This window comes from Flavobacterium sp., assembly GCF_040382755.1.
Taxonomy (GTDB): domain Bacteria; phylum Bacteroidota; class Bacteroidia; order Flavobacteriales; family Flavobacteriaceae; genus Flavobacterium.
In genome coordinates, this window is record NZ_JBEIET010000039.1 from 1 (window position 1) to 16,361 (window position 16,361).

Sequence of the window (16,361 nt, forward strand, 5' to 3'; positions counted from 1 at the left end):
GAAATACAGGTACCGAATCACAGTTTTTAAGTTCGCTTCAGGGCTCTCAAGGAATACAAGGACTTCCGGGTAGTAATGGCGCAAATGGGACAAATGGTTTAAACGGAACAAATGGATTATCAGCATATCAAATATGGTTGAATGCGGGAAATACAGGTACCGAATCACAGTTTTTAAGTTCGCTTCAGGGCTCTCAAGGAATACAAGGACTTCCGGGTAGTAATGGAACAAATGGGACAAATGGTTTAAACGGAACTAATGGAACAAATGGATTATCAGCATATCAAATATGGTTGAATGCGGGAAATACCGGTACCGAATCACAGTTTTTAAGTTCGCTTCAGGGTTCTCAAGGATTACAAGGACTTCCGGGCAGTAATGGAACAAATGGAACAAATGGTTTAAACGGCACTGATGGACTATCTGCATATCAAATATGGTTGAATGCGGGAAATACCGGTACTGAATCACAGTTTTTAAGTTCGCTTCAGGGTTCTCAAGGTCCAGCGGGGCCATTGGTTTCTGGAATTTCTGGTCAAACTTTAAGACATAATGGTTCAAGTTGGGAGGCGTCTTCAACATTAATCAATTCAAATGGTAGTATTGGTATAGGAACTTCAACAGTTCAAGCTTCAGCGATATTAAATATTCAGTCTGAAAGTAAAGGAATTTTATTACCTAGTTTAACAGAAACACAAAGATTAGCTATTTCTTCTCCAGCAACTGGTCTTTTGGTATTTCAAAATACAACACCTATTGGCTTTTATTTTTACGATGGATCAAATTGGCAACAGTTTGGAATCAATTCATCTTCTTCAGGAAGTTCTGATAAAACATTGTTATATACTATTAAAGGGTTTTAATTATAAATTACATATCATGAAAAAGCAATTTAAAATTGTATTATTTATATTTTTGTTAGTTGTGAAGTTTTGCTATTCGCAATTAAATCCTACTTTATATATAGATTCTAAACCCATAAAGTTTTCTTCTGATATTTCATTACCTTATTGGGTGCCTGCAGGGAAGTTAGTTCAACTTGGTCAAGATGCAGTGTCTATTTCTATTGTTGAGTTTAATTTATCTAATTCTGAATTACAATTAAATCAGATTTTAAACATTGTCAGTTCTGGAACAGTTCCTAATGGAAAGGTTTGGAAAATAGAAGCAATAGGTATAGGGAATAATAGTAATTACAATACAATTAATAATTTTTCTAATTCTCAAACACCTTCTATTTTTAATTCACCAGGTGTTTTTTCTACTCCTGGAACCTATTCATGGAAAGTGCCCCCTGGTGTAACAACTATTTGTATTGAAGTATGGGGTGGAGGTGGAAGTGGAAGTAATGCTTCGCAATTTTATGGTACCGGAGCTGGTGGAGGTGGAGGATATGGTTACCAGTGTTTTGAAGTAGTGCCTGGAACATCTTTTGATGTAATAGTAGGTGGTTCTGCGCAAACAAGTAGTGTTGGAAATTTAATAAGCGCCACAGGTGGTGGAAATGGTCAAACTCAAATTACAAATAATTCAACAGGCTCTGGAGGAATAGGAGGAACTTCAACAGCTGGATATAATATTAATGGTCAAAATGGAATGAGTTACAATAATAGTAATAATTGTCCTAAAGGAGGAAATGCAGGAAATGGAGGTTTAGGTGGAGCAGCATGGAATTGCCCATCAGGGAATAATACAATAAATGGTATTTTTCCAGGAGGAGGAGGAGGAGGAGCTCAACCAACAAATTCAAGTTGGTCATCTATTAGCGGAGGTACGGGAGCAAATGGTCAAGTAAAAATTTACTTTTAATAAATAACTTAATAAATGAAAAAAAAAAATAATTTTAACAGCAATTTTATTATTAGGGATAAATAGTATTTTCGCTCAAGGAAACTTACAATTTAATAGAGTTATCACTGAATCATTTAATATAGCTCAAGGAGATACTGGAGCCGGAACACAATTTTCCTCTCTAAAAACTGTTCCAAATGGCAAGGTTTGGAAAATAGAATCTATGGGATGTAACAACGAACAAAATGGGAATGGTTTTGAAATTAATGGAATTAAAAATAATTTTTACGTAAATCAAGCATATTCTGCTTTTAAAGAGGGTCCATTATGGTTATCCTCTGGAACAACTTTTAGATTATATAACAATTCTTACCAAAATAGTTGTTACTTTTCTATTATTGAATTTAATGTTGTTCAATAATTATTTAGTTATTTTGAATACTAATTAATATGTAAAATCAATGCAATACCAATCTTTAATACACCAAATCCAGCTTCGTTATGGTAATGAAATTTTATTTTCTAAAGATTGTGAGCAATTATCTGTAGATATTTTTGAAATAACGTCAATAAAAATTAGCGCACAAACATTAAGAAGATTATTTGGCTTTATTAATGATGGGGTAAAAATATCCAATACTTCATTAAATTATCTTGCTGTTTATTGTGGTTATGAAAACTATAAAGATTTCATTAAACTATATAATGATAATACTAAAATAGTAGATTCAAAAGACATAAAATACATAAAATTATTTTATTCAATAAATCCTAAAAACCCTAGTTTAGACGAAAATTATCACAACGCTAGTAAAAATATTGCAAAATTACTACTTAGGGATAACGATTTGTTGAATAGTACTTCTACTTTTTTGGCAAAAAATAAATCTGCTCAAATATTTTTTTATGAAAGATTTCCCTTTATAGATGGCTTATCATCAGGATACTCGATTCACTTGTCCAAATATCTTAAAGAAAAAAATAATTATGAATCACAATTATTTGGCATGAGCTTACTTTATTTTGGTTATGCTATGTCAAATAATTCAAAAAGGTCAGATGTTCTTAAATTAATTAATGCCATTCCTGAAGAACAAATATATCATCCCTTTCCTTTAGCTAGAAAATTTGCTTCCAATATATTAGAGCATTATTTAAACCAAAACGAATTTGAACTTGAAAAATGGATAAATTTAAGTATTAAAGAGGCTTCAAATATAAGTAAATGGAAAAGAGAATATATAAACTTCCCATATTTTCAATTTATACTTGCTGATGTTTTAAATCTAATTGAAAGGCCACAAGAAGCCAGTGAAGTGCTTGAAATTTGTGAATTGGATTATAAAAGATTACCTGATTTTTCATTGGATGAAGGTTATATTGAGGCATTGGACTTGATTAAAGCTATAAATTTGTTTCAATTGGGTAAAGTGTCAGAATCTAAAAGAATATTGAATAGAATACATTCAAAAGATATAATTTTTATAATGCATGATTATTTCCAAATTCAAAGATTAATAATTGAGTTGAAAATGATAAAAACAAAGTCAAGTAAAAAATATCAATTAAAAGATACAGAACTGAATCGTCTTATTAACAAAACAAAATTTTACTTCTTTTTAGAAAATTTTTAAAATAAAAAGACCTCTTATGAAAATAAGAGGTCTTTTTATTTTTGTGGAGTCGGAGAGAATCGAACTCTCGTCCAAACAAGCCATCAAAAAGCGTTCTACATGTTTAGTTTTTGTTTAAATTTTCGACAAAATAGCTTGGCCAAAAACAGCCACTATTCGCTTAACTTTATGAATGTCAGAGTGGATTTAAAGTTTTACCATTCCTAGGTTTATTTTTACCATTCCTCTAAACCAACCGCCACAAACCAAGGCTTTTGAGAGAAATCCAGCTTCCCAACCTTGTTGGGACATGGCATTATCGTACTATAATTCGGATTATGCAGCTAAAGCGTAAGTATTTTCGCCGTTTAAAAAGTGTGTATGATTGATATTTACGAGCCAAAAATACAATGCTCGACATGCTTACTAATTAGTGCCACTTGCTGTCAAAACCAGTCGACCCCATATTTATTTGATATATCTAGTCATGTATATAAAACCTTCAAATCAAATGGATGCCAAAATTACAATAAATTATTCAAGCAGAAAAGTTTTAAACTCAAAATCAAAAATGTTATATTTGTAAAGTAATACAAGTAATTTGTATTATAAAAATTTACCAAAAGCCCTAAAAATGAAATTCGGAATTATTAAAGAAAGGAAAAATCCTCCAGATAGAAGAGTAGTGTTCTCACCTTCAGAACTTTTACTTGTAAAAAAACAATTTCCAAATGCTGATTTTAAAGTAGAATCTTCGGATATTCGTGTCTTTACAGATGCTGAATATATTGAAAAAGGTTTTGAAGTTTCGGATAATATGGACGATTGTGATGTGTTACTTGGTGTAAAGGAAGTTCCTGTAGAAGCCTTAATCCCAAATAAAAAATACTTTTTCTTTTCTCATACGATTAAAAAACAAGCTTATAATAGAAAATTATTGCAAGCATGTATAGATAAAAACATCGATTTGTACGACCACGAAACCATAGTTGATGCAAATAATACGCGATTAATTGGTTTTGGAAGATACGCTGGGATTGTAGGTGCGTATAACGGAATTAGAGCTTTCGGATTGAAGTTCGAACTTTTTTCATTACCAAAAGCAGAAACATTAGCCAATCAGGCCGCTTTGATTTCGCAACTTAAGAAACCTTTTTTACCACCCATTAAGATTGCTTTAACAGGAAAAGGAAAAGTGGCATTTGGTGCTAAAGAAATGTTAGATGGTATGAAAATTAAAGAAGTTTCTGTTTCAGATTATCTATCAAAAACGTACACCTATCCTGTGTATACTATGCTTGATGTTCAAGATTATAATTGTCATCAATCTGGTATTGAATTTAATAAAGCAGAATTTTATTCTAATCCAGAACATTTCACATCTAATTTTGAACGTTTTACTACAGTTTCTGATATTTTTATGGCAGGACATTTTTATGGAAATGGTGCACCAGAAATATTAACACAAGACATGTTAGCTGCTCCAAACTGTAAAATTAAAGTAGTTGCCGATATTTCATGTGATATCGCTGGGCCTATTGCTTGTACGTTACGTGCTAGTACTATTGCAAATCCATCTTATGGTTATTTAGCTAGTGAACATAAAGAAGTGGATATGTTTCATCCAAGTGCAATTGTGGTAATGGCAGTAGATAATTTACCTTGTGAATTACCAAAAGACGCCAGTGAAGGTTTTGGTGAAATGTTCTTAGAACATGTTATTCCTGCTTTTTTTAATGAAGATACTTCAGGCGTTTTGAGCAGAGCAAAAATTACTGAAAACGGAAAACTTACTCCACGATTTACCTATTTGCAAGATTATTTAGAGGATAAATGATCATTAATTATAAATTAACTTATAAAATTCAACTATTTCGTTTTCGTTAATTTTTTTTGTTTTTTTAAATTAATGAAATAATATTTTGTTATTTAGCAAACAACTAATAAAACAATTATTAATATAATAATCGCTACTATGAACACAGCAAATAAACAAACCAATTACCCTGCTTTATATACCCTAATTGGTGTATTCTTTTTTTGGGGATTTATCGGAGCTTCAAATGGTGTTTTTATTCCATTTTGTAAAGCAAAATTTAATTTATCACAATTTCAAAGTCAATTAATTGATTCGGCATTCTATTTTGCATACTATATAGGTGCTTTTTTATTATTCTTGTTTTCAGTTATAGGTAAAAAAGATTTTTTAAATTCTTGGGGTTTAAAAAACGGAATTGTTTATGGATTAATACTTTCAGTGATAGGTGCATTTGTTATGTTTCCAGCATTAGGGTCTAATGATTTTGCTTTTATATTAGGTGCTTTATTTATTATAGCATTAGGTTTTTCATTACAACAAACTGCTGCACAACCTTTTGCGATTTCATTGGGTGATGAGTCTACTGGCGCGCATAGGTTAAATTTAGCTGGAGGAATTAATTCATTTGGTACCACAATAGGACCTATAGTATTTGCATTAGCCCTTTTAGGAACAACTAAATTAGATGAAAGTCTTATTCCTGGATTGAGCTTAGGAATAGTTCAGTGGTTATATGTAATCATTGGTGTGGCATTTTTAATAGCAGCTTTGCTATTTAAACTTTCAAAGAAATTACCTGATGGAAAAAATGATGCTACCATTGAAAACGAATCTAAAGCTACACTTTTATTGAGTATAATAACAATAGTTTTAGTTGCTGTTTTATCTATCATATTTATTCAATATACTAAAAGTGAGGTAGATCATAATAGTAATTTGAGTTTATATCTAATTATTATTGGAATTTTAGCGTTGGTGTTCGGTTTAACTTTTGCAATGCAGTCTTCGAAATCTAATCCAGATGGTTGGGGAGCATTAAAATATCCTCAATTAGTATTAGGAATGTTAGGAATTTTTGCATATGTTGGAGTAGAAGTTGCAATACAAAGTAATTTGGGAGAATATTTAAAAGTTTTGGATTCAAAATCTGGTAATTCAGATAAATATTGGGAAAATATAACACCTATGTTAATTTCATTATATTGGGGTAGTTTAATGATTGGAAGATGGACAGGTGCTATTTCAGTATTTAATCTGAAATCATTGAAAAAACAAATTGCATTTATCGTAGTTCCATATATTGCATTTTTAGTAATATTAATTTCAAATATGATTGGAAATATGGGAGATGAAGGAATGAAATTCTCAACAATAATTCCAATTTTACCTTATGCATTAGTAATAATAATTCAAATATTTGGTTTTAAATTAGGTCAAGAAAAACCCGCCAAAACACTTCAAATTTTTGGATTAATGGGAATGATTGCTATGATTTTTGGTGTTTTTTCTTCTGGTTCTATTGGCGTTTTTGCTTTAGTTAGCGGAGGATTATTTTGTTCAGTTATGTGGCCTTGTATTTTTTCTTTGGCAACGCAAGGATTAGGTAAATATACTTCACAAGGTTCTGCATTTTTAATTATGATGATTTTAGGAGGTGCATTTATTCCTCCTTTACAAGGAAAATTAGCAGATATGTTTAGTATCGAAATTTCGTATTTGGTTTGTGTTGTTTGTTTTGCTTACTTAACTTTATTTGCCATTTTGGTAAAAGGAATTCTGAAAAAACAAAATATTGATGTTGATTCGATTGAAGTAGAAGGAAGTCATTAATTAAGTTACCAATATTTAATTTCTTACAATTTTTATGAGTGAAATAAATAAAGATAATTTTTATCATATTTATATTTTATTGAAGGATAAAATACGATTTGAATCAGAATTAATCGATAATAATATTTCATTTCATTATGATGAATCTCAAATTCAGACAGATAATTCTTTTAGATATCATTTGCTTGAAAAAGATAAAATTGAAATTGATAAAATTTTAATTGAAAATAAAATTATTACAAATGATGAAATAACAAGAATTATTGATTATAGAGATAATTCTAAAATAAATAAAGTATACGTTTTATTTGTAATTGTTATTGTTTTAGTCATTTTGATTATTGATTATGTTAAATAAAAAAAGTCCGTCAGAGTTACTTCTGACGGACTTTTTTGTTAGTATTTTGTTATCTAGATTTTAAATATACCACCAAAGGCAATCATATTTTGAAAAAACCAAAAATTTTGTTGCGCTTTATCTGCACTATCAAATGTGGTACGAATATCGTTCATATTAATATAACCTGTTTTCAATTCGGTTTGAATGAAAAAATGCTTGTAAAACGTAAAAGTTAACCCTGCTTTTGCTGAAACTCCAAAGCCAGATAAATGAAATTCATCGTGTCTTTCTTTGGTAAATAATTTTGTATTGGTTTTAGGTAATAAAACGCCAGTACCTAAACCTTCTGATAAATTAATTTGAAATTTATCTGTATTTGGCAAGTTAAACCATTTTGAAATATCATCTACACGTGTAATTTCAGAATTAATATAATTTAACCCATCGGTATGTTCAAATGTCAAAAACTTTTCGGTAAGTAACACTTGGTTTCCTGGTAAACTTTCACCAAAAGTGCCTTCGTTTGGATAATTCCCGGTATAGCTTACCACTTTATCTTGTTGCATTACGTATTTCATATGATCCACTCCTACAGAAATATTATAATGGTCATTAAAAAAATAACCCATTCTAAAATTGGTTTGCGGAATTGTCATTCTAGAAGGATTTACATAATCTACATGATATCCTTTCGGTTTGTCTTGAGCTGTTACGTCATTTAATGTAAAATCGTAATCAGCACCTGTAAATCGAATATCTGAAGTGGAGTAGTAGGCTCTGTTGCCTCCCCAATAAAAGAAAAATTTCCCTTTATTATGTGCGGTATATTTTTCTTTTTGAATAGGTAAATCTACTTGGTTTTCAGTTTGTGCAAAACTTGTTATCGTAAGTAAAGCAACAACAAGCGTTAAAATTTTTTTCATTTGGGGATTTTGTATGGTGTATTAAAATTTGTTTATAGTTTGTCTGATGGCAACTAACTTAGTCATTAAACCTTCAAAATAGTCTAAATGCAACATGTTGGCGCCATCACTTTTAGCATTTGCTGGATCAAAATGGGTTTCAATGAAAATTCCATCTACACCTGTTACAATTCCTGCTTTGGCTATGGTTTCTATCATATCGGGTCTTCCACCAGTTACCCCACTGGTTTGATTTGGTTGTTGTAAAGAATGTGTTACGTCTAAAACAGTAGTTCCAAATTCTTTCATAGTTGGAATACCTCTGAAATCTACAATCATATCTTGGTAACCAAACATGGTACCTCTATCGGTAATCATAAAATTATCATTCCGACAATCCATAACTTTTTGAGCTGCGTGTTTCATACTTTCCGGACTCATAAATTGTCCTTTTTTCAAATTAACTGTTTTACCTGTTTTAGCAGCAGCTACAACTAAATCCGTTTGACGAACTAAAAATGCAGGAATTTGCAAGACATCAACATACGCAGCCGCCATTGCAGCATCTTCGTTGGTATGGATATCTGTAACCGTAGGTACACCAAATTCTTTTGAAACTTTTTCCAATATTTTTAGTGCTTTTTCATCACCAATACCAGAAAAACTATCAATTCTTGAACGGTTTGCTTTTTTGAAACTTCCTTTGAAAACAAATGGAATTTGTAAATTATCTGTAATAGAAACTAATTTTTCGGCTATTCGTAACGCCATTTCTTCACCTTCAATGGCGCAAGGTCCAGCTAAAACGAAAAAATTACCGCTTTTTGTATGTTTAATTTGTGGAATATGGTCTAAGTTCATGTTGTTGAATTTTAAGATGCAAAGATAACAAAGGTTCGCGTTTTAGTTACCAGAAGTTTCACTTTTTTTAATTATAAATCCTTTTGGACACATTATTTTGCCTTTTTCAAAAGTATTGATGTATATTTTTTTATTGGATGCTTTTCCGTCTAAATAGATTTCATATAACACTAAAGTTCCAGCTCCCATTTTATTGCGTTTGCTTGGAAATGGGCAACACGTTTCTAAAAGTTGATAGGTTACTTTTTCTCCATTTGTACCCGTAAAGCTATTAAAAAATCGATTCACGTTTTGGTTGTTGCTGTTTTCATACGTTGAAAAACCTAAATTTACTGGATAAAATTCACTGTATCCGTATTGCAAATCGGTGGCCGTTTCTACTAATTCAAATTGTCCTGCAACAATTTTAGGTAACACAGCTGTGTCATCTATATTTTGAATCGTGTTTTTTGTACTTACACATGCCACGCAAAGTATAAGAATTAAACTAAGGTTGATTAACTTTCTCATAATTATTTATTTTTAGTTTTTACAAGTAATGCTGCTAATGCTGCAAATATGATACCAAAAGATAACGTTCCAAAAGTTGCAAAAATCATATATGCGGTTATGTCAAACATAGCTTGTGCATTTTTAAGTTTCATCCCTTTAGAAACGGAATAGTTAATCATGTTTGTAAAAAAATCAGGATTCACATATTTTAACGAAAAATATAAAGCAAAGGGTGTTAAAATCATAGCGAAAATAGCTAAAATTACACCTGAAAGGAACCCTTGTTGCCAAGACATTATGCCATTGAAAAAGTTTTTTTTCTTATCTAATAAAAAAAGAATGTAAATTCCGAATATTAATATAAATACTAAATTTGTAAATTCAGGATGATTGGCAATGTTTGTATCATGAAAACCTAAATATTTTTCTAGTTGAAACCACATAATTCCTAAAAAAGTGTAGTATATTGCCCACTTAAATTCTATTTTAAATTTATTCATTTTTTGTATCTTTGAAAACGGTTTAAAATACTCCGACAGCAAACAGCTGTTTAGATTTTAAATACTACTTTTTATCTTTAAATAGTAGCGCTTAAAATCGGAAACAAATATAGTAATTCATTAAATACAATTTAACAATTTATGGAAGTAATTCAAGGTACTTGGCACTGGGCTATTTCTGGCTTTTTAATTGGACTTATCATGTTAGTTTTAACTTATTTTGGTAAAACGTTTGGCATGTCTTCCAACCTAAGAACCATTTGTAGTATGTCATTTCCAAAGAAAAAAATTGAGTATTTCAATTTTGATTGGAAAGAACAAAAATGGAACTTATCTATAGCTTTAGGAGCAATTGTGGGCGGTTTTATTGCTTCATATTTTTTAATGGATGCGAATACAACATTGCAGTTACATCCAAAAACATTAGAAAATTTACATCAATTACATATTGATGTTCCTAATGGTAAAATAGGTCCTGACGCCATATTTAGTTTTGAAAATGCGTTTACTTTTAAAGGTTTTTCAATTTTATTACTTGGCGGCTTTTTAATTGGGTTTGGAACCCCTTATGCAGGTGGTTGTACATCTGGTCACGCTATATCTGGGTTAAGTAATTTGCAAATCCCTTCTTTAATTGCAGTAATTGGCTTTTTTCTGGGCGGATTAATTTCTGCACATTTTTTAATTCCTTTAATTTTTGGTTCCTAATGAAGTTAGTAAAATTTTTTATTGTAGGTATTGTTTTTGGAATAGTATTAACCAAAGCAGAAGCGGTTTCTTGGTACAGAATATATGAAATGTTTATGTTTCAAAGTTTTCATATGTACGGAATTATTGGAACCGCAATTTTTGTAGGTGTAACAGGAATTTATCTAATAAAAAAGAAAGAAATTCAAGGTTTTAAAGGAGCTGAAATAAAAATTCAAGACAAAGATTTTTCTTATTCAAGATATATTATTGGTGGTACGATGTTTGGATTGGGATGGGGATTAGTTGGTTGCTGTCCAGGTCCGATTTTTATTTTAATAGGAAATGGTGTTTTGTCAATTTGCGTCGTATTGTTAGGTGCTCTATTAGGTACTTATATATATGGAATTTTGAAAAATAAATTGCCACATTAATTTTATGTTAAAGTGATATTTATCAGATTTTTATCGTTATACTTTTTGTAAATTTACTTTATAAAATACTTAAAATGAAAACAATAGTTCATATCCAAAATTTGAAATGTGGAGGTTGTGCCAATACGATTTCAAAAAAATTAAATGCTTTAGATGATGTTTCTGAAGTTAGTATAGAAATAGAAGATAATTCCGTTACTTTTGAATATTCTGAAGCGCATACTTTAGAGATAGTAAAGAATACATTAGCTGAAATAGGGTATCCCGAAGATGGTGAAGCGAATTCGTTAACATCAAAAGCCAAATCTTATGTAAGTTGTGCTTTTGGAAAAATAACATCTTAAAACAAAAAATCGACCAATTGGTCGATTTTTTTATATGATTACAGCACTTAAACCTGCATCTTGCAGGGAAGCACATTGTGGCTTTAATTTTGGTAATTCGCCAGTTTTTACAGTACATTGTCCTTTATAATGCACTAAAATGGCACATTGTTCCGCTTGTTCCCAAGTATGATTACAAATTTTCACTAAAGATTCAATAACGTGATCAAACGTATTTACATCATCGTTATATAAAACAATTTCGTTGTTATTTCCAACGGCTTCTTCAACTAATACTTCGTCTAATGTTTCTGTTAATGTGCTCATAATTATTCTATTAATTTTTAAAAACACATAGCCACATAGAATTATTTTCTACTGAGTAGCTTTGCTATAAATAGTTCATATAGAAACTAAGTTTTATATAACTATGTACCTATGTGGTTCCACAAAATTATTAATTTTTACTATATTTCAAACCTAACCAATTGTTTCTTTCTTTTTTCGATTCAAAACTTAGTCCTAATTTTTCACAACATGCGTTTATTGCTTCAAAATCTTCTGTATAAAATCCGCTTAATAATAAAACGGCATTATCATTCATACAGTTTACATATGTCGCCATATCGTTTAATAATATGTTTCTGTTGATGTTGGCAATAAACACATCGTATTTCTGACCGTCATTTAACCAAGATGCATCGCCTTCGTATACGGATATGTGTTTGCAAGTATTACGTTCAGCGTTTTCAATAGAGTTTAAATAACACCAATTATCTATATCCACTGCATCAATTGGATGTGCGCCTTTCATTTCGGCTAAAATGGCTAAAATGGCTGTTCCGCAACCCATATCAATTGTTTTTTTGTTGGTAACGTCTAACTCTAACAAATGCTGAATCATCATATGTGTCGTTTCGTGATGACCTGTTCCAAAACTCATTTTTGGCTCAATTACGATTTCATATTTGGCATTAGTAGCTGGATGAAAAGGTGCACGAACGTGACAAATTCCGTCCACATCAATAGGAGAGAAGTTTTTCTCCCATTCTTCGTTCCAATTTACGGGCTCAATTTCCTTTGTAGTATATGAAATTTTGAAATTTTCATTCGTAAGAATTACAATTTCGCTTAAAATATTTTCAGACCAAACGTCTTTTTGAACGTAAGCCGAAACACCTTCTTCGGATTCTTCAAAGCTTTCAAAAGTGGTTTCTTCTAATTGAGCAATTAAAATTTGCGAACCCAGTTCTGTCGGTTCAATTGTAAAATGGTATGCGATGTAGGTGTTAGCCATTTGGATTTATTTAAAACTTATATTTTATTCGTTCCTTATATGTTTTATTGTTTGACCATATAAGGAATGTAAGGAAATAGAAGCTTGATTATTTTTTATTTAAATTAATACAACTTTGGAAACTTGTTCGGATTTGCTTCATGCATCATTTCGTACACTTTTTCAAAAACATCTTCGGCACTTGGTTTAGAAAAATAATCACCATCGGTTCCGTAACTTGGGCGGTGTGCCTTAGCAGTTAAGGTTTGTGGTGCGCTATCTAAATATTGGTACGCGTTTTGATTTTCAATAATTTCTTGTAAAATAAAAGCACTTGCTCCACCAGGAACGTCTTCGTCAATCACTAATAAACGATTGGTTTTCGCTACTGATTTTACTATATCGTGAGCAATGTCAAAAGGTAATAAACTCTGAACATCAATAATTTCAGCATCAATTCCGTTTTCTAATAATTCTTTTGCGGCTTGTTCTACAATTCGTAATGTGGAACCGTATGAAACTAACGTAATATCCTTTCCTTCTTTAATGGTTTCTACCATACCAATTGGCGTTTGAAATTCACCTAAGTTGATTGGCATTTTTTCTTTTAAACGGTAGCCATTTAAACATTCAATTACTAAAGCAGGTTCGTCTGTTTTTAATAAGGTATTATAAAATCCTGCAGCTTTGGTCATATTTCTTGGTACCAAAACGTGAATTCCACGAATAGAATTAATAATCATTCCCATTGGCGAACCGGAATGCCAAATACCTTCTAATCGGTGTCCACGTGTTCTAATAATTAAAGGTGCTTTCTGACGACCATGCGTTCTGTATTGAAGCGTGGCCAAATCGTCACTCATAATCTGAATGGCGTATAACAAATAATCTAAATACTGAATTTCTGCAATTGGTCGTAAACCGCGCATCGCCATTCCGATACCTTGACCTAAAATGGTGGCTTCACGAATTCCAGCATCTGAAACCCGCATTTCGCCGTATTTTTCTTGCATGCCTTCTAAACCTTGGTTTACATCCCCAATATTTCCAGCATCTTCACCAAAGACTAATGTTTCTGGATAGGTTGCGAAAATTTTATCGAAGTTATCTCTTAACACCAAACGAGCATCTACTTCTTCGGCAGTTTCATCGTAAATTGGTTTTACTTCAGTAGTTGAAGCATTATTTTGATTGGATTCTGAATGTAAATGCGAACTGTATTTTGGTTGAATACGCGCAATAAAATTTGAAATATAAGTTGCTAAAGTCGCTCTATCAGAACCGGAAAGCATACGTAGTACTTTTCTGGCAACTACCAACAAATCTTTTCTAATTGGTTCTTTTATCGCAGCGATATCATTCGCGTATTTTTCAATAAAAACTTTATTTTCAGAGTTTTGTGCGACTTGATTTAGAATAGCAACAGTTGCCGCTTGGTCTTCTTTGATAGCAGATAAGTAATTTGCCCAAGCTGTTTTTTTACCTTCTAAAACTTCTTTTTTAGATGCTGATTCGATTTCTTCTAATTCTTCGGATGTTGCCAAATTGTTAGCTATCATCCATTTTTTCATTTGTGCATTACAGTCAAATTCTGCTTCCCACGCCAAACGATCTGCATTTTTGTATCGCTCGTGTGAACCTGAAGTAGAATGACCTTGTGGTTGTGTTAATTCGTTTACGTGAATTAAAACTGGTACATGTTCTGTTCGGGCAATTTTAGAAGCTTTTTGATACGTGTCAACTAACGCGGGATAATCCCAACCTTTCACACGGAAAATTTCGTACCCGTTGTTTGCGTCATCGCGTTGTAATCCTTTTAATATTTCGGATATGTTTTCTTTTGTAGTTTGATATTTGGCGTGAACTGAAATTCCGTATTCGTCATCCCAAACACTCATTACCATTGGAACTTGTAACACACCAGCAGCGGTTATGGTTTCAAAAAACAACCCTTCTGATGTAGAGGCGTTTCCAATTGTTCCCCAAGCGACTTCATTTCCTTGTACTGAAAAATTATTTTCAGCAGGAATTTCTGTTACATTTCTATATATTTTTGAGGCTTGTGCTAAGCCTAATAAACGTGGCATTTGCCCAGCAGTAGGAGAGATGTCGGCACTTGAATTTTTTTGTTGGGTTAAATTTTTCCAATTTCCGTTTTCGTCTAACGAATGTGTGGCAAAATGCCCACCCATTTGTCGACCCGCACTCATTGGATCAAAATTAATATCGGCGTGACCATATAATCCTGCGAAAAACTGAACGATTGATAATTCGCCAATAGCCATCATAAACGTTTGGTCACGGTAATATCCTGAACGAAAATCACCATTTTGAAAGGCTTTCGCTAAGGCCAATTGAGGTACTTCTTTACCATCGCCAAAAATACCAAATTTTGCTTTTCCAGTAAGGACTTCTTTTCGTCCTAAAAGACTACACTCGCGACTAACGGATGCGATTTTATAATCGTGTAAAACTTCTTTTTTGAAATCTTCGAAAGATAATGTTTCTGCCGTCTTAGTTTTGCTCATAATATTACTTTGCTATGTTACAAATTTAAACAAAAAAACGAAATGGTACTATGTGAAGGTTATTTTTATGAATAATGAATAAAAATATTGATGTTTGGTTGTAAAAAACGTAGTGTTATTTCGAAATAGTAACTATTATTTACGAATAATGCATAAAAATTACAAATTTAGAAACTGAAATTTATATGAAATTTTGCTAATTTTAAAACCATCTTCTTGTAAATAAAGAGGTTAATGTTTTTGGACTTAACGTGATAATAAATCGGATGCGTTCGCCGTAATTTTTGTCGTTTAATTCAAAGCCATTTGAAGAATAAACGGGTAAATATAATTCGAAATAATCTTGTACTAAATTTAAGCGAATCCCACTATCGTATATGTATTGCGAGGTGTAACCTTGGTTTTTAAATGTTCCGATATCACCGTAAACTTCTATCCAGTCCCAAATTGTCCAACTTGCATTTAAAGCTAAAATATATTGATTGGCAAAACGGGTCGCAAATTTAGATTTGAAGGCACCTTCTGCATTTACAAACTGACGACTAAATAAACCTGTGCTTTCACTACGTCCAATTAAAGCGTAATCAAATAAATAGTCGGAAGGCCTATCAATTCCAAAGCTAAAGAAGTTGTTTTGGGTATCATTATGTGTAAAAACTCCAGCAAAAGCCCTTAAATTGATAAATCTGTTATTTTCAAAAAGTTTACGATATTGTATTTGCCCAGATATTTTTCCAAAACGATTTGAAAGTTGAAAATCGGTTCCGTAAGAAAATTGTTCTATTAATTCGCTATTTGCATAGCCATATCGTACATTAAACACGGAATAATTTTCTGAATTTTTTGTAGAAACAAAATTCGATTTTTCTCTGTTTACGTATACCTGTCGTATTAATAAGCCTTCACCTTGGTTTTTTCTAAAATTTGGATGTCTAAATCTGAAATTTACACTTGGTGTAATTTTA

General features: G+C 31.5%; 17 protein-coding genes, 1 other RNA gene and 1 pseudogene. 10 read left to right on the plus strand and 9 right to left on the minus strand.

Annotation, left to right across the window (positions count from 1 at the left end; translation table 11 throughout):
* The 4 genes from ABWO04_RS05475 to ABWO04_RS05490 form a co-directional block, all read left to right on the plus strand.
* A partial coding sequence (locus ABWO04_RS05475) for a phage tail-like protein (protein WP_502903968.1) occupies nt 1-863 on the plus strand: 863 nt, incomplete at its 5' end.
* A gap of 16 nt (nt 864-879) precedes the next feature.
* A complete protein-coding gene (locus ABWO04_RS05480) occupies nt 880-1,809 on the plus strand; it encodes a glycine-rich domain-containing protein (RefSeq protein WP_353078059.1) in 930 nt (309 codons plus the stop codon).
* A 205-nt stretch (nt 1,810-2,014) separates the two neighbouring features.
* A complete protein-coding gene (locus tag ABWO04_RS05485; protein ID WP_353078061.1) occupies nt 2,015-2,212 on the plus strand; it encodes a hypothetical protein in 198 nt (65 codons plus the stop codon).
* A gap of 40 nt (nt 2,213-2,252) precedes the next feature.
* Nucleotides 2,253-3,425 carry a hypothetical protein gene (locus tag ABWO04_RS05490; RefSeq protein ID WP_353078063.1) on the plus strand — a complete coding sequence of 391 codons (1,173 nt, stop codon included), beginning with the start codon at nt 2,253-2,255 and terminating at the stop codon, nt 3,423-3,425.
* A 41-nt stretch (nt 3,426-3,466) separates the two neighbouring features.
* Here ABWO04_RS05490 and ssrA read toward each other — a convergent pair.
* Nucleotides 3,467-3,868: a transfer-messenger RNA gene (gene ssrA / locus ABWO04_RS05495) on the minus strand.
* 170 nt (nt 3,869-4,038) lie between these two features.
* On the opposite strand from ssrA, the gene ABWO04_RS05500 reads away from it, so the two are divergent.
* The 3 genes from ABWO04_RS05500 to ABWO04_RS05510 all read left to right on the plus strand — a co-directional run bounded on the left by ABWO04_RS05500 (nt 4,039) and on the right by ABWO04_RS05510 (nt 7,411).
* Nucleotides 4,039-5,241, plus strand: coding sequence for an NAD(P)-dependent oxidoreductase (locus tag ABWO04_RS05500; protein WP_353078065.1), 1,203 nt, complete (start codon nt 4,039-4,041; stop codon nt 5,239-5,241).
* A 138-nt stretch (nt 5,242-5,379) separates the two neighbouring features.
* Nucleotides 5,380-7,053, plus strand: coding sequence for an MFS transporter (locus ABWO04_RS05505; RefSeq protein ID WP_353078066.1), 1,674 nt, complete (start codon nt 5,380-5,382; stop codon nt 7,051-7,053).
* Between the two features lie 34 nt (nt 7,054-7,087).
* A complete protein-coding gene (locus tag ABWO04_RS05510) occupies nt 7,088-7,411 on the plus strand; it encodes a hypothetical protein (protein WP_353078068.1) in 324 nt (107 codons plus the stop codon).
* A gap of 53 nt (nt 7,412-7,464) precedes the next feature.
* Here ABWO04_RS05510 and ABWO04_RS05515 read toward each other — a convergent pair whose 3' ends face one another.
* The 4 genes from ABWO04_RS05515 to ABWO04_RS05530 are packed head-to-tail and all read right to left on the minus strand — an operon-like array spanning nt 7,465 to nt 10,148.
* Nucleotides 7,465-8,316 carry a hypothetical protein gene (locus ABWO04_RS05515; RefSeq protein WP_353078070.1) on the minus strand — a complete coding sequence of 284 codons (852 nt, stop codon included), beginning with the start codon at nt 8,314-8,316 and terminating at the stop codon, nt 7,465-7,467.
* Nucleotides 8,317-8,337: 21 nt separating this feature from the next.
* Entirely contained in the window at nt 8,338-9,156 is an 819-nt protein-coding gene (gene kdsA, locus ABWO04_RS05520) for a 3-deoxy-8-phosphooctulonate synthase (protein ID WP_353078071.1), read from the minus strand.
* A 42-nt stretch (nt 9,157-9,198) separates the two neighbouring features.
* A complete protein-coding gene (locus ABWO04_RS05525) occupies nt 9,199-9,666 on the minus strand; it encodes a 2-dehydro-3-deoxyphosphooctonate aldolase (RefSeq protein WP_353078073.1) in 468 nt (155 codons plus the stop codon).
* 2 nt (nt 9,667-9,668) lie between these two features.
* Complete coding sequence (locus tag ABWO04_RS05530; RefSeq protein ID WP_353078075.1) at nt 9,669-10,148, minus strand: DUF4199 domain-containing protein; 480 nt, start codon at nt 10,146-10,148, stop codon at nt 9,669-9,671.
* A gap of 141 nt (nt 10,149-10,289) precedes the next feature.
* Here ABWO04_RS05530 and ABWO04_RS05535 point away from each other — a divergent pair, with 141 nt between their 5' ends.
* The 3 genes from ABWO04_RS05535 to ABWO04_RS05545 all read left to right on the plus strand — a co-directional run bounded on the left by ABWO04_RS05535 (nt 10,290) and on the right by ABWO04_RS05545 (nt 11,613).
* Complete coding sequence (locus ABWO04_RS05535; protein ID WP_353078076.1) at nt 10,290-10,856, plus strand: YeeE/YedE family protein; 567 nt, start codon at nt 10,290-10,292, stop codon at nt 10,854-10,856.
* Complete coding sequence (locus tag ABWO04_RS05540; protein WP_291242914.1) at nt 10,856-11,269, plus strand: DUF6691 family protein; 414 nt, start codon at nt 10,856-10,858, stop codon at nt 11,267-11,269. The genes ABWO04_RS05535 and ABWO04_RS05540 overlap by 1 nt, the downstream gene beginning before the upstream one ends.
* Before the next feature lie 74 nt (nt 11,270-11,343).
* Complete coding sequence (locus ABWO04_RS05545) at nt 11,344-11,613, plus strand: heavy-metal-associated domain-containing protein (RefSeq protein WP_353078079.1); 270 nt, start codon at nt 11,344-11,346, stop codon at nt 11,611-11,613.
* Nucleotides 11,614-11,643: 30 nt separating this feature from the next.
* Here the strand turns inward: ABWO04_RS05545 and ABWO04_RS05550 are convergent, their stop codons facing one another.
* The 4 genes and pseudogenes from ABWO04_RS05550 to ABWO04_RS05565 all read right to left on the minus strand — a co-directional run.
* On the minus strand, nt 11,644-11,919 hold the full coding sequence (locus ABWO04_RS05550) for an ATP-dependent Clp protease adaptor ClpS (protein ID WP_353078081.1): 276 nt from the start codon (nt 11,917-11,919) through the stop codon (nt 11,644-11,646).
* 130 nt (nt 11,920-12,049) lie between these two features.
* A complete protein-coding gene (prmA, locus tag ABWO04_RS05555; RefSeq protein WP_353078083.1) occupies nt 12,050-12,889 on the minus strand; it encodes a 50S ribosomal protein L11 methyltransferase in 840 nt (279 codons plus the stop codon).
* A 104-nt stretch (nt 12,890-12,993) separates the two neighbouring features.
* Nucleotides 12,994-15,396 (minus strand): alpha-ketoacid dehydrogenase subunit alpha/beta, encoded by a 2,403-nt coding sequence (locus ABWO04_RS05560; RefSeq protein WP_353078085.1) that lies wholly within the window; start codon nt 15,394-15,396, stop codon nt 12,994-12,996.
* 202 nt (nt 15,397-15,598) lie between these two features.
* A pseudogene (locus tag ABWO04_RS05565) lies at nt 15,599-16,361 on the minus strand (aminopeptidase); the annotation flags it as partial.

Coding starts and splice junctions, on each gene's coding strand:
- ABWO04_RS05480 (WP_353078059.1), top strand. CDS start 880: ATGAAAAAGCAATTTAAAATTGTATTATTTATATTTTTGTTAGTTGTG.
- ABWO04_RS05485 (WP_353078061.1), top strand. CDS start 2,015: ATGGGATGTAACAACGAACAAAATGGGAATGGTTTTGAAATTAATGGA.
- ABWO04_RS05490 (WP_353078063.1), top strand. CDS start 2,253: ATGCAATACCAATCTTTAATACACCAAATCCAGCTTCGTTATGGTAAT.
- ABWO04_RS05500 (WP_353078065.1), top strand. CDS start 4,039: ATGAAATTCGGAATTATTAAAGAAAGGAAAAATCCTCCAGATAGAAGA.
- ABWO04_RS05505 (WP_353078066.1), top strand. CDS start 5,380: ATGAACACAGCAAATAAACAAACCAATTACCCTGCTTTATATACCCTA.
- ABWO04_RS05510 (WP_353078068.1), top strand. CDS start 7,088: ATGAGTGAAATAAATAAAGATAATTTTTATCATATTTATATTTTATTG.
- ABWO04_RS05515 (WP_353078070.1), bottom strand. CDS start 8,316: ATGAAAAAAATTTTAACGCTTGTTGTTGCTTTACTTACGATAACAAGT.
- kdsA (WP_353078071.1), bottom strand. CDS start 9,156: ATGAACTTAGACCATATTCCACAAATTAAACATACAAAAAGCGGTAAT.
- ABWO04_RS05525 (WP_353078073.1), bottom strand. CDS start 9,666: ATGAGAAAGTTAATCAACCTTAGTTTAATTCTTATACTTTGCGTGGCA.
- ABWO04_RS05530 (WP_353078075.1), bottom strand. CDS start 10,148: ATGAATAAATTTAAAATAGAATTTAAGTGGGCAATATACTACACTTTT.
- ABWO04_RS05535 (WP_353078076.1), top strand. CDS start 10,290: ATGGAAGTAATTCAAGGTACTTGGCACTGGGCTATTTCTGGCTTTTTA.
- ABWO04_RS05540 (WP_291242914.1), top strand. CDS start 10,856: ATGAAGTTAGTAAAATTTTTTATTGTAGGTATTGTTTTTGGAATAGTA.
- ABWO04_RS05545 (WP_353078079.1), top strand. CDS start 11,344: ATGAAAACAATAGTTCATATCCAAAATTTGAAATGTGGAGGTTGTGCC.
- ABWO04_RS05550 (WP_353078081.1), bottom strand. CDS start 11,919: ATGAGCACATTAACAGAAACATTAGACGAAGTATTAGTTGAAGAAGCC.
- prmA (WP_353078083.1), bottom strand. CDS start 12,889: ATGGCTAACACCTACATCGCATACCATTTTACAATTGAACCGACAGAA.
- ABWO04_RS05560 (WP_353078085.1), bottom strand. CDS start 15,396: ATGAGCAAAACTAAGACGGCAGAAACATTATCTTTCGAAGATTTCAAA.